At 38.6% G+C, this 13170-nt stretch carries 10 protein-coding genes and 1 other annotated feature; of the genes, 2 read left to right on the top strand and 8 right to left on the bottom strand.

Annotated features, from left to right (window positions below):
• Positions 1–373: 373 nt before the first annotated feature.
• From FC89_RS01055 to ezrA, 7 genes are all read right to left on the bottom strand, one after another.
• Positions 374–1042: a JAB domain-containing protein gene (locus tag FC89_RS01055; RefSeq protein ID WP_057870698.1), complete on the bottom strand. Its 669-nt coding sequence runs from the start codon at positions 1040–1042 to the stop codon at positions 374–376.
• Between the two features lie 53 nt (positions 1043–1095).
• Entirely contained in the window at positions 1096–1749 is a 654-nt protein-coding gene (locus FC89_RS01050) for an HAD family hydrolase (protein ID WP_057870697.1), read from the bottom strand.
• 17 nt (positions 1750–1766) lie between these two features.
• A complete protein-coding gene (locus tag FC89_RS01045; protein ID WP_057870696.1) occupies positions 1767–3068 on the bottom strand; it encodes a bifunctional folylpolyglutamate synthase/dihydrofolate synthase in 1302 nt (433 codons plus the stop codon).
• A 241-nt stretch (positions 3069–3309) separates the two neighbouring features.
• Complete coding sequence (locus FC89_RS01040) at positions 3310–5970, bottom strand: valine--tRNA ligase (protein WP_057870695.1); 2661 nt, start codon at positions 5968–5970, stop codon at positions 3310–3312.
• A gap of 57 nt (positions 5971–6027) precedes the next feature.
• Positions 6028–6238 (bottom strand) — a binding site (T-box leader).
• A gap of 39 nt (positions 6239–6277) precedes the next feature.
• Positions 6278–7495 (bottom strand): tRNA uracil 4-sulfurtransferase ThiI, encoded by a 1218-nt coding sequence (gene thiI, locus FC89_RS01035; RefSeq protein WP_057870694.1) that lies wholly within the window; start codon positions 7493–7495, stop codon positions 6278–6280.
• Between the two features lie 12 nt (positions 7496–7507).
• Complete coding sequence (locus FC89_RS01030; RefSeq protein ID WP_057870693.1) at positions 7508–8656, bottom strand: cysteine desulfurase family protein; 1149 nt, start codon at positions 8654–8656, stop codon at positions 7508–7510.
• Positions 8657–8744: 88 nt separating this feature from the next.
• A complete protein-coding gene (gene ezrA, locus FC89_RS01025; RefSeq protein WP_057870692.1) occupies positions 8745–10448 on the bottom strand; it encodes a septation ring formation regulator EzrA in 1704 nt (567 codons plus the stop codon).
• Between the two features lie 138 nt (positions 10449–10586).
• Here ezrA and FC89_RS01020 point away from each other — a divergent pair, with 138 nt between their 5' ends.
• Together FC89_RS01020 and rpsD are read left to right on the top strand one after the other, a co-directional pair.
• Positions 10587–11048, top strand: a complete 462-nt coding sequence (locus FC89_RS01020; protein ID WP_057870691.1) for a GAF domain-containing protein — start codon at positions 10587–10589, stop codon at positions 11046–11048.
• Positions 11049–11251: 203 nt separating this feature from the next.
• Positions 11252–11860, top strand: a complete 609-nt coding sequence (gene rpsD, locus FC89_RS01015) for a 30S ribosomal protein S4 (protein ID WP_057870690.1) — start codon at positions 11252–11254, stop codon at positions 11858–11860.
• Between the two features lie 228 nt (positions 11861–12088).
• Here rpsD and FC89_RS01010 read toward each other — a convergent pair whose 3' ends face one another.
• Positions 12089–13018: a LysR family transcriptional regulator gene (locus tag FC89_RS01010; protein WP_057870689.1), complete on the bottom strand. Its 930-nt coding sequence runs from the start codon at positions 13016–13018 to the stop codon at positions 12089–12091.
• Between the last annotated feature and the right edge of the window lie 152 nt (positions 13019–13170).

Here is a 13170-nt window from a genome sequence, read left to right as displayed (position 1 = left end):
TAAATTTAAAAGCGGTCAGTCGATTCTTAAGTATTATTTATAACTCACTCAGCACAATCCTAACCGTTTGCCAACTCTTTTGGCCATTTGCCAATGTAAGAGCAAGCCTTTCACCAACAACTAGAGTTTTACAACTATCTGTTGCTGTCACTGGGAGAACAAACAAAAATACTATTATCTAAAAAATGAATTAGTTTAATAAATCATAACTTTTTGAGTATCAAAATACACAATCTTCTAAATAGTAAATTAACATTCCCATTTATAACACTATTGAAAGTCTACCATAAGGCTATTCGTCCGACAAGAAATAAACCAATATTTAATCAAATTTTAGCTGGTATTGAGAAAATGAAAACTAATTTCAGATTAATTATTTTAAAGCTTCTTGTTCACGTAAGCTTAAATATTCATTTGATCCAATAATCAAATGATCCAGCAACGCAATTCCCAGAAGCTGACCGCATTGTTCTAACCGTTTAGTCAATCGCAAATCATTAGTTGAGGGTGTTGGATCGCCGCTGGGATGATTATGGGCAACAATAATTCTGGCAGTTGGGTAATGCAATGCATAATTAAATATTTCTCGTGGATGAACCGTTGCTGCATCCAGTGTTCCCTTAAATAAAATTTTACGTGCCATTACTTGATTTTTTGTATCTAGCAGCAAAACGATCAATATCTCCTGCTGGTATAAACCAAATTCATCTACCAACTGATTGCCAAGTTGACAACTGCCGATCACCTGACCCAATATCATTTTGGGCCGTTTGGCTAAACGTTCGGCAAATTCACACAAAAGATTTCCTTGTCTGGCAGCAAGCGGACTGCCTAACCACTGCTGCCAATCAGCAGGTACAAAGAATTTTAACTGGCGCAAATCAATGTGCTGCTCAAAAAAATCAACTACCCGTTGCTTGGCATCCGGCAAATTACTAAAACTCTTTAAAATCATTAATAATAATTCCTGATCAGTTAGTGATCCAGCTTGTTGCAACTCCAGCTTTTGGATAATTAACTTCTCTGATAAATTTTGCTTCATAAAAAAAGCCCCCTTCTAATTAACAAATACGCTAATTAAAAAGGAGACGAATATTAATCTTGAATAAAATCACGGACTGCCGCTAAATCTGGTAGTACAGCCGCAGCTTTAGCAGCAATTTTAGGTGTCGGTTTAATTAAGTCCGGCACCATGATGCCCGGAATCTCAGCTTGGTTGGCTGCCAAGATACCATTAACAGAATCTTCCAGCACTAAAGACGCTTGTTTAGACGGAGCCCCAGCCTGTCGCCAAGCTTTCTCAAAAATATCGGGAGCCGGCTTAGCATTAGCAACATCATCTCCCGAAGTAATTTCATCAAAAACACCTTGCATATGTGAACGTTCCAGGAAAAAGTCAATTGCTTCCCGGTCATTGCTGGAAGCTAAAACCTGTTTGATTTTATTTTTTCGCAAAAAGTGATTAAGCTCCAAAAAACCTTTTTTTAGAGGCAATCCATGAGCCGCCACTTCTTGTTGCACATGATCGTGACTCAAAGTAATGAATTTCTCAATTAGTGAGCGACTGCCATAATCAAGGCTCATTTGCCGTAGCATTTGCCCATTTCCAGCTCCAATGTATTGACGATAGTATTCTAAATCAAAATCCATCCCTAATTTCTTAGCAGCAAATAAGTTCGATTGGAAATAGACCTTTTCAGAATCAAACACTAATCCATCCATATCAAAAATCATTAATTTCAAATTCATAATTTAAATCCTTTCCTTCAGTCAACAAAATAATGCCGCACATCTGAAATAAAATACAAAGAACCGCAAAACAACAGTAAATCATCCGCTGACATCCGTTGAATCGTCTGCACTAAAGCTTGCCGCCAATCAGGACAATAGGTTGTTCGCGATGCCGCCGCTAACTGTTGTTCTGCTGCCAATGGCCGCGGTGCCGCAAAACTAGTCAACGTCAATTCTAACTGCGGAACTTTCAACAACTCAGCGATCATTGCCTGTGGTTGTTTGTCAGCCAAAATTGCTGTAATTGCATAAACTTTGACACCTTTAAAATAAGTCTGCAAAGTCTGCCGCAACTCCTGAAAAGCTGCCAAATTGTGAGCCCCGTCTAAAACAACCAGTGGATGCTGATTGATCGGTTCGAAGCGCCCCGGCCATTTTGTTTGTGCCAGCGCTTGCTGAACTGCTCCAACCTGCCAGTTTAATTGCATTTGTTTAGCCGCCAATAAAAAAGCTGTCAATGCTACCGCTGCATTGGCTGGTTGAAAACTACCTAACAATGAAACATGAAGATTCTTCAAATGCTGATCTAATCCTTGATAATAAATCGCTTCTCCCCATGTCGCTGCTGGTTTAACGGTAACTGTAAAGTCTTGATTTAATTGATAGATCGGTGCGGCTTTAGCTTTAGCCTGTTGACAAATAACCGTTAAAGCTGCCGGTGGGATTTCTCCCAAAACAACTGGTCGCTGGTTTTTAATAATTCCTGCCTTATGCGTGGCAATTTCGGTTAGCGTATCTCCCAATAATTTAGCATGATCATGAGCAACCGTGGTGATTACAGATACAAGTGGATCAATTATATTAGTCGAATCAAATTTGCCTCCGATTCCTACTTCAATAATTGTAATATCAGGTTGTTTTTTAGCAAAATATAAAAACATAATCGCCGTGATAATCTCAAATTCAGTTGGTCCGCCGCCGTGGTTTTCCAAACGCTGATCAAGTTCGCTAACTACCGGCTGAACTTGATTCACCAATTCAACCAGCTCTTGATCGCTAATCATCTGGCCATCAAAGGTAATTCGGTCATTGAAACGAATAATAAACGGTGAAGTATAGGTGCCGACATGCAGCCCTTGTTTTAAAAAAAGCTCTCGTAAAAAAGCTGTCACCGAACCTTTGCCATTCGTTCCCGTTACATGAATCGTCTTAAATTTTCTTTCTGGATGCCCTAACTCAGCAGCGAACAACCGCATTCGATCCAACTGTGGACTTTTCTTGAATTTGGTGCGACCATGAATAAATGCCAAAGCTGCTTGATAATCTTTAACCGTCAATTACTTTTGCCTCCCGCTCTTCTCTTTCATATTTTAACTTAAATTGCCATGAAAAAAAACACTAAAGCATCTATCTCGGCAAGGATAATCAACTTTAATTAGTTAAAATAAATACTTGCATGCTTACCAAAAGGGGCCGCCATCAATTTAAACAATTGATCAATGGCAACCCCTAAAGTAAAATGCATTTTGATACACTGTAATTCTTTAGCAAAAAAATTCTTAAAAAGAGAATAAATAATTAACCTGCTTGTAGATCCTTGATCCGCTGTTGCGCAGCAGCTTCTTTAGCTTGATAATCAGCTAATTTAGCTTTTTCAGCCGCAACAACTTTTTCTGGTGCCTTAGCAGTAAAGTTCTGATTTGCTAATTTCTTTTGTGCCCGCGCAACTTCAGCAGCAAATTTGGCAGCTTCTTTTTGCATTCGCTTGATCTCTTCATTTAAATCAATCAAGTCAGCCAATGGTAAGTAAACTTCAGCTCCAGTAATTACTGATGTTAACGATAATTTTGGTGCTTTAACTGTCTCATCAATTATCAATTCACGTGGGTGGCAGAAGCGTTCGATATAATCATGGTTAGTCTCAAAGATCTGTTTAACCTCAGCCGATGCTGGTTTGATCAGAATTTCAATTGCACTTGATAACGGTGCATTGACCTCAGCCCGACTATTTCGAACTGCTTTAATTAACTCAATCAAATTTTTCATTTGTTTTTCAGCTGTCGGATCTGAATACTCCTGATGGACTACCGGATATGCAGCGTTAACCAATGACTGCCCTTGATGTGGCATCGTCAACCAAATTTTTTCTGTAACAAATGGCATTATCGGATGCAACAATCGCAAAGTCTGATCTAAAACATAGCACAGAATCTGTTGCGTCTTAGCTTTAGTTGCTTGATTTTCATCATTGAGATCTTGTTTGGACATTTCAATATACCAATCACAAAAATCATCCCAAATGAAATTATACAGTGCCCGACCAGCTTCACCAAATTCGAAACTATCAAATAACCGTGTAACATCGGCAATTGTTTGATTTAAACGACTGATGATCCACTTGTCAGCCAATTTCCAAGTACTTTTAGCTGGCAAAACGGCTTGCGTGTCGGCATCCAAATTCATAATTACGAAACGACTGGCATTCCAAATTTTATTAATGAAATTCCAAGCAGCGTCCATTTTCTTATAACTGAACCGGACATCTTGCCCCGGTGCAGAACCATTTGATAAAAACCAGCGTAAAGCATCAGCACCATATTTATCAATAACATCCATTGGATCAATTCCGTTGCCTAATGATTTACTCATTTTGCGACCTTGTTCATCCCGGATCAGTCCATGGATCAAGACATGTTTAAACGGCCTTCTGCCAGTAAATTCCAAACTTTGAAAAATCATCCGTGAAACCCAGAAGAAAATAATATCATAGCCGGTAACTAAAGTGTCAGTTGGAAAATATCGCTTAAAATCAGCTGCATCTTCATCCGGCCAACCCATCGTTGAAAATGGCCATAAAGCACTTGAAAACCAAGTATCTAAAACATCGGGATCCTGATCCCAATTTTCAGGGTCTTTAGGAGCCTCTTCACCAACATAAACTTCACCGGTTTTTTTATGATACCAAGCTGGGATCTGATGTCCCCACCATAATTGACGTGAAATAACCCAATCATGAACATTTTCCATCCATTGAGAGAAAGTATTTTCAAACCGATCAGGAACAAAATCAACCCGATCAGCTGTCTTTTGATTCTTCAATGCCGCTTCTGCCAAAGGTTTCATTTTAACAAACCATTGTGTTGACAAACGCGCTTCAACTTGGACCCCAGTTCTTTCGGAATGACCAACACTATGAACAATAGGCTCAACTCGCAGTAAATAATCTTGTGCTTTCAGATCAGCCACAATTGCCTTACGAGCCGCAAAACGATCCAACCCTTCATATTTACCAGCATTTTCATTCATGGTTGCATCTTCATTCATGGTATTGATTCGTTCCAAATGATGCCGATTACCAACACCGAAGTCATTAGGATCATGGGCCGGCGTAATTTTTACCATCCCAGTTCCAAATTCAGGATCAACATAATCATCGGCAATAATTGGAATCTGACGTCCCTGCAGTGGTAAGACCAGCATTTTGCCCACTAAAGCTTGATAACGTTCATCTTTAGGATTAACTGCCACTGCCACATCACCCATCATCGTTTCTGGACGAGTTGTCGCAATTTCAATATAATGTTGGCCATTGTAAGTATCCTCTGGATCAAGGAAAGGGTATTTGACATGATAAAATGCACCCTTGGTATCTTTATGAATAACTTCAATATCGGATAAAGCCGTTCGTGCCTTCGGGTCCCAATTAATAATATATTCGCCACGATAGATCAATCCCTTTTGATATAAAGCTACAAAAACTCGGCGAACAGCTTTTGACAATCCTTCATCCAAAGTAAAACGTTCTCGATCGTAGTCCAAGGACAAACCTAACTTAGCCCACTGCTGGTGAATAATGTCTGCGTATTCTTTTTTCCATTTCCAAACAGTGGCAATGAATTTTTCTCGTCCCAAATCATATCGCGAAATATTTTTTTCTGCTAAACGAGCTTCAACTTTCGCCTGCGTAGCAATTCCGGCATGATCCATTCCTGGCAGCCACAGCGTATCATAACCCTGCATCCTTTTCTGACGAATAACCATATCCTGCAAAGTAGTATCCCACGCATGGCCTAAATGCAGTTTGCCGGTAACATTGGGCGGCGGAATTACAATTGAATATGGTTTAGCCGTTGTATCCCCACTTGGACGAAATAATTTTTCATCCAACCAAGTTTGATAACGGCCCGGTTCAACTTGTTGTGGATCATATTTGGTTGACATTTTAATTTCACGCGTCATTTCAAATTCCTCCTTCAAAATTTGGCAATTTCCAAAAAAAATAGCCGTCCTATCTATACATAGGACGACAAAAGCCGCGGTACCACCTAAATTGAGTTTACTCCGCTCAAACAACTGTTAACGGGAACTTCTCCCGACTGGGCTTACTAAATTAACTTCAATCCAGTGGCTCACGAACTACATTCAAATCACAGTTAGAGAATCTCTCACCAGTTGATTCATTCGCTGACTAACTATCGCATTTGAACCTCTCGATCATTGCCTTTATGCGCTATCTTATCCTTAATTGTTAAAATCGTCAAGTATTTTATAAAAATTGTGCAAATGACGGCTGTTCTTCCGTCAAAAATTTTTCACCGGCTTTGATCTCAGTAATCTTGATACCAGCTAAAGCTCGCTGCATCAAACCAGCCACGTCTAAACGACTTTCATAGTTTCGAGCTCGGTCGAGTCGTGGTTTAGTTTTCGGTGCAGGTGGTGCAAATATTGTACAGCAATCTTCAAATGGCATAATCGACAAATCAAAAGTTCCAATTTTTTCAGCAATTTCAATAATTTCATTTTTATCTAATGAAACAACTGGTCGTAAAATCGGCAGATTAGTTACATCATTGATAGCAACCATACTTTCAAGCGTCTGAGAAGCTACTTGTCCCAACGATTCACCGTTAAAAATTGCTAACGCTTCACGTTTTTGCGCAATCGCAGCTGCTATCCGCAACATAAACCGCCGCTGAACGGTCATCAAATACCCTTCTGGCACATCATGTTTAACTGTTTCTTGAATCTCGGTAAATGGCACCTGAATAAATTTAATACTGCCGCCAAATGCCGCCAATTTACCCGTTAATTCCTGAGCTTTGTGCAAAGCCTGCTCACTAGTATACGGTGGACTGAAGAAGTGGACCATTTCCAAATCAACGCCCCGTTTTAAAGCCAAATAACCGGCAACCGGCGAATCAATGCCACCTGAAATCATTAATAATCCCTTACCAGCAGTTCCCACCGGCAAACCGCCAGCGCCTTGAATCGTTTCACCTGATAAGAAAATACCATTTTTACGAATTTCAACTCGCAAAGTTAAATCAGGATTCTTCATTTTAACTTTAATGCCTGGCAGATTATCCAAAATATAGCCGCCCAGCAGATCATTCATTTGATTGGTATCCAACTGAAAATCATGATCTGAACGACGGGTATTGATCTTAAAAGTCATCCCCGGTTGAAATTTTTCTTTAATCATTGCCAATGCGGTTGTTTTAACTGTTTCTAATTCACGTTCGACCCGAATTGACGGTGAAAAATTTTGAATGCCAAAAACCTGCTGCAACCGTTCCATTACTTGATGACTGTCAGCTCCGTTCAGCTGAATATGCATCCGATCGCGTTGTGCTTTGACTACCACCTGAGCAAAGTCATGCAGTACTGCTCGGGTATTAAAAGCCAATCGATCAATAAAGCTGCGGCGATTTTTGCCTTTAGTTGATAATTCGCCATAGCGAACCATAATTTCTGTATATTCCAATTATCCTTCTCCTTAAGAATTGATTTTTGCAAACCGATGGTATAACTGATCAAAAACCTGCATAAATTCTTTAGCTTCAGCTAACGTATTGTGCTCATCCAAACTAACTCTAATTGCTGAAGTGGCAATTTTCTCAGGAATTTTCATAGCATGTAAAGTTCCAGAAATAACATGTTTTTTTGAAGAGCAGGCACTGGTAGTTGAAATATAAATTTGCTGAGCTTCAAAAGCATGCACGATCGTTTCCCCACGAACACCATCAATCGTAAAACACAAGATATGCGGCGCAAACGTCTGATCCATTTGTGAAAACATCGTAACTTTTGGATATTTAACTAATTCATCATGTAAATACTTTTTTATTTTTGCCTGCTGCTGAACCTTAGCTGTTTCGTCTTCCTTTAAGAGTCTTAATGCACGTGCCATGGCTGCAATTGCCGGAAGATTTTCAGTTCCGCTGCGTAGATTTTTTTCCTGTCCGCCACCGCTCATTAAAGCAGCAAGCTTGCGCCCACGCCGTTTATACATGATACCTATTCCGCGCGGTGCATGGAACTTATGACCTGAAAAAGTTACAAAATCGACGCGATCATTCATAATCATTGCTTGAATTCCCTTGCCGATTCCTTGAACAGCATCAATATGATAATGAATTTTAGGATACTTCTGCAAGATTTTCGCAATTTCTAATTGTGGCTGGATTGCCCCAATCTCATTATTAACTGCCATAATTGAAACCAGAATCGTGTCTGGACGAATTGCAGCAGCTAAGTCAGCTGGTGAAATATGACCAGTTTGATCAACTGGCAGATAGGTTACTTCAAAGCCCAATTTTTCTAACTGAGCTAATGAATTAAGGACCGCCGGATGTTCAACGCTGGAAGCAATAATATGTTTTCCATAAACATGCTTCTCAATTGCTGTTCCTTTAATAACCCAGTTATCGCCCTCAGTTCCACCACTGGTAAAGTAGATCTCATCAGGATGCACACCAAGTAAATCAGCAATTTGCTGTCTTGATTGTTCCAACAGACCATATGCTTGTTCACCTAATTCATGCAATGATGATGGATTGCCCCAAACTTTTTGTGATACCTGATCATAAGTGGCTAAAACTGCCGGTGCAATCTTAGTTGTCGCACTATTATCAAAATAAATCATTTTTCTATCCTCCAACTTTTACAAAACTCGCGAAAAAAAACAGCAAATTAATTCTTGCCGCTTACTTACTATTTGTCAATAATAAAATCTATTTTTTCGGATTTTTAGCATAATATTCATCTTCAAGCTTCTGATAAGCTCCCGGTTCAACTTGGTCAACAGCTGTGGCAATTTTTTCAAGACTTGCCGCATAATCATAGTCTTGATTAAAAAGCTGCCCCGCCTGCTGAGCTGCTTGTGCAACTTCCGGATAACGTGTTTTATAGCGATTAGCATACTGCAATAAAACTTCTGCCAACGCTGCACTATCAGCAATATCATTTGATTTTTCGGCTAATTTGTCCAAATCGGCTTGAATGTCCAGCATTTGCTTGGTAATAGCTGCTAAATCAATTTTAGCTTGATCTAGATCTGTCATTAATTTCTCAATTTCTTTGCTGACAGTAAAGAAAAATTCTAAATAATTCTGCGGTAATCCTGGCAAATTTTGTTTACCTAACTGCCGTCGAATACGATGAATCTCCAAGTCAAATTCTTGTGCCGCTTGGCGGGCTTCTTTTTCTTCACGCCACAAGCCCTGTACGCTTTGATTGATTTTTGCTTGTTGCTGCTCAATTTCTGCTAATTTTTCCGCCTGTTGTTTTTGCTGCTGCTGTACTTCGGAATAAATCGGCCTTTTCTCAAGGATTTCTTGTTCTGTCTGTTTAAAATCATGTTCAATTTGGTTTAATTGTTCTTCTAACTTTCGCCCATTTTCCATTTCATGATGATTGAAAGTATAATTCTGCTGTAAGCGTTCCAACTCAACTAAAAGTTCTCGTTGTTGCGATCGAGCATGACGAATAAATTGTTTTAATTTCGGGCGCTGCTGTGATACGGCTTGCTGGGCCTTTATTTCAGCTTCCAACAAATCGTATAATGAATTAATCTGCTGATCAATTTCCTGATCACGTTTAACGGCAGCCGGCAGTTTCAATTCTTTTAAGTCTACGATATTCTCAGCTAATTCTGACTGTAACTGAGTCAGTTGCGCAGCGACATCTTGTTTAAAACCATAATTTTGTTTTTCCAACTGCTGCGTCCCCTGTTCCAGCTCTGTCAGTTGTTCCGGAAAAACATTTTTCAGATTCCGATAAAGTGCCGGAATTTGTTTTAATTGCTGTGACAATACCGCAGTATCTTTTTCCAACTGGGATAGCTCTTGATCAGCCGCCAGATAGTCTCCCTGCCGGGCTAATTTGCCATAATGATCAAATGAAGCTTCTAATTTGCCTAAATTTTCTTCTAATTGATCAATACTTGACCCAAACAAAAAGTTCTTGGCCAACAGCGTTTTCCGCAACTGCTGATAACGCTGCTCCAATTCTTGTTGCTTTTTTTGATGAAGTTGATTGCTGCTCTTTAAATTGGTAATCTCTTGATTGGTTTTTTTCTGTAACTCAACTGCATCATGCAATTTAGTAGTAATCTTATCCAGCTCGCGTTTTACTTCAATAAAACGATAATGACTACAAGCTTCTTGCAATTCACTCAAGTGTTCCGAAATCTCAGGCAGACGATGGTTAACCAGATAAAGATAGCTCTGCTTAGTCTGCTTAAAATGTTCCAATGTTTTCCCGGAAAGATGAACTTCTTGTATATTGGCTAAATCATCATTGAGCGATGACTGGACGATTGTATTAGCCTGCTGCTGCCGTTGTACAATTTCCTGTGCATATTTACGTTGCAGGTAAAAAAATATCGCATATCCAATCACTGCTACAACTATAATTATACCCAAAATCAGTGTCATCTGTTCCACACTCCTAAATTTTTGCAATCGCCCGCAAGCCACTTGCTTTATTCCGGTATCAAAGTTAAAATCTAATTCTGATTATAACATAAGTAACTACTGAGATACACGAATCTACCATAGGAAACGAGGTAAATTATGAATAAAAATAATCTTTTGGTTAAACAAACTGCTGCTTTGATAACTGACGAATCAAATTTAATTGCTAATTTAGCTAATGTAGCTTCCTTACTTTATACTGAATTACCTGACGTCAGCTGGGTCGGTTTTTACTGCTATCATCCAACTGACCAGCAATTAATTCTTGGACCTTTCCAAGGCAAACCAGCTTGTACTAGGATACCAGCTGGACAAGGTGTCTGTGGTCAAGCTTGGCAAAAAGAAAAAACACTGGTCGTTCCTGATGTTCATCAATTTGCCGGTCATATTGCCTGTGATGCAGCTACTAATTCCGAAATTGTCATTCCATTGAAAAATGCTAAGATCACTTGGGGAGTTTTGGATCTTGACTCCAACAGTTTTGACCACTTTTCAGCAGCCGATCAAATACTTTTAGAGGAAATTGCTGAATTAATTGGTCCTTTGTATCAGTCGGCTTGACGAACTTAATTCGATTTGCTATGATTAAGTTTGTGTAAAATAATGCAGCAGTCTGTGGTAAGCTCGTCAACATTTACTTGCCAAGTATGGTTCAATTAGTAACTTTTCGGCTGCAAAAGCGAAAATTGCAAAAGCAAATGCACGAATACTAAACAGATATTCGCTTATTTTACTCCAAAAAATATTTATTGGAGGATTTTTTTATGTCTCGTTATACAGGTCCAAGTTGGAAAATTTCTCGTCGTCTCGGAATTTCATTGAGCAGCACTGGTAAAGAATTATCACGTCGCCCATATGCTCCTGGCGACCATGGTCAAAACAATCGCCGCAAATTATCTGAATATGGTTTGCAGTTGCGTGAAAAACAGAAGTTACGTATGATGTATGGTATGTCAGAACGCCAGTTTGCTAATTTATTCGCTCGTGCCGGCAAAATTCGTGAAGGTCGTCATGGTGACAACTTCATGGTATTACTGGAACGTCGTTTAGACAACTTGGTTTACCGTTTAGGTTTGGCAACTACCCGCCGTCAGGCTCGTCAGTTGGTTAACCACGGTCATATCACAGTTAATGGTAAACGAGTTGATATTCCTTCATATGAAGTTTCTGTCGGCGATGTTATTTCATTGCGCGAACGTTCAAAGGAATTGAAAGTTGTCAAAGAAGCACTTGAAGCAGTTGTTGGTCGTCCAGCATATGTTTCATTTGATGACAACAAACTCGAAGGCAGTTTAGTTCGTTTACCACAACGTGACGAATTAGAGGCTGAAATCGACGAATCACTGATTGTTGAATATTACAACAAACTGTAATTTAGTTATTGATTATGTGAGTGATACTGATTATCAAAGCTTACAATTAATTGGTTTAGCTTACTTAGACTGTTTATCCTTATCAAGGGTAAGCAGTCTTTTTTGTAGCAAAAGATTAATTAGCAAAATTGGCGACAATAATTCTAAATAAAAACATATGTAAAAAGCAGTCACACGCGACTGCTTTTTAATTACTCCTATTTGTCTGATTAAATTTAGCAATTCATATTAATTAGTATTTAAAATCTGGAAGTGATATTTTCGAATATGTTCTTTTAAAAATTCCAGATACATCTGCGCAATCGGTGATAATTCTAATTGTTTATGTTTTAACCAGCCAATTGTACTCACTTCATTAACATCCAAGGGAATCGAAACAATTTTATCGTCATTTAAATCACTACTGATGATACCGGAACTGATCGTGTAGCCATTAATGCCAACCATTAAATTAAAAATAGTTGCCCGATCGCTGACTTTAACATTCATTTTATAATTCCGATTACTTAAAATCTCTTCTTCAAAATAAAACGAGTTATTATCCCCCTGCTCATAAGATAGATAAGGATAATCACTTAGATCAGCCAATTTGAGCGACTTCTTTTGTGTCAAAGGATTATCGCGACTGACAAAAACATGTGGTTTAACATGAAACAACGGATGAAACTCAAGACTGTTATCGCGAAATAAATTCTGCAATACTTTTTCATTAAAACGATTTACATACAATACCCCTAATTCACTTTTAAAACTTGCTAAATCCTTAATAATATTTTCGGTTTCTGTTTCTTGTAAAGTAAATTGAAATTCTTCCGTATTAACATTTTTAATTAGTTCGACGAATGCATGAACAACAAATGCATAATGCTGCGCCGAAACTGAAAAAAGCTGCTTCCGTAAAACTTGTTTCTTGTATTTTTGATCAAGCAAGCTGACCTGATCCAAAATTTGATTAGCATAAGCCATAAATTCACGACCATCATTGGTCAAGCTGACTCCTCTTTGCTGCCGCAATAAAATTTGAATACCCATCTCTGCTTCGAGTTCTTTGATTGCCTTGGACAAACTCGGCTGAGTCAAAAAAAGCTCCTTGGCAGCTACATTGATTGATCCGCAGTCGACTATCTTTTCCAGATATTTCAATTGTTGCAACCGCATTTTCATCCCCCCATGATTAATTATAACTACAAACTATAGTTAACAATAATTTAAAACAATAAAAGCTTATTGATTTATAACTATAAACTATATCAAATTATGCTAAACGTCAATTATTAAAATTACCGCTTTCATGATACAGTAAACATTAA

Origin of the sequence: Liquorilactobacillus ghanensis DSM 18630 (assembly GCF_001435235.1) — a bacterium.
In the GTDB taxonomy this organism is placed as follows: domain Bacteria; phylum Bacillota; class Bacilli; order Lactobacillales; family Lactobacillaceae; genus Liquorilactobacillus; species Liquorilactobacillus ghanensis.
The sequence above is the reverse complement of the archived record's forward strand: the minus strand, read 5'-3'. Positions and strand labels throughout refer to the sequence as shown.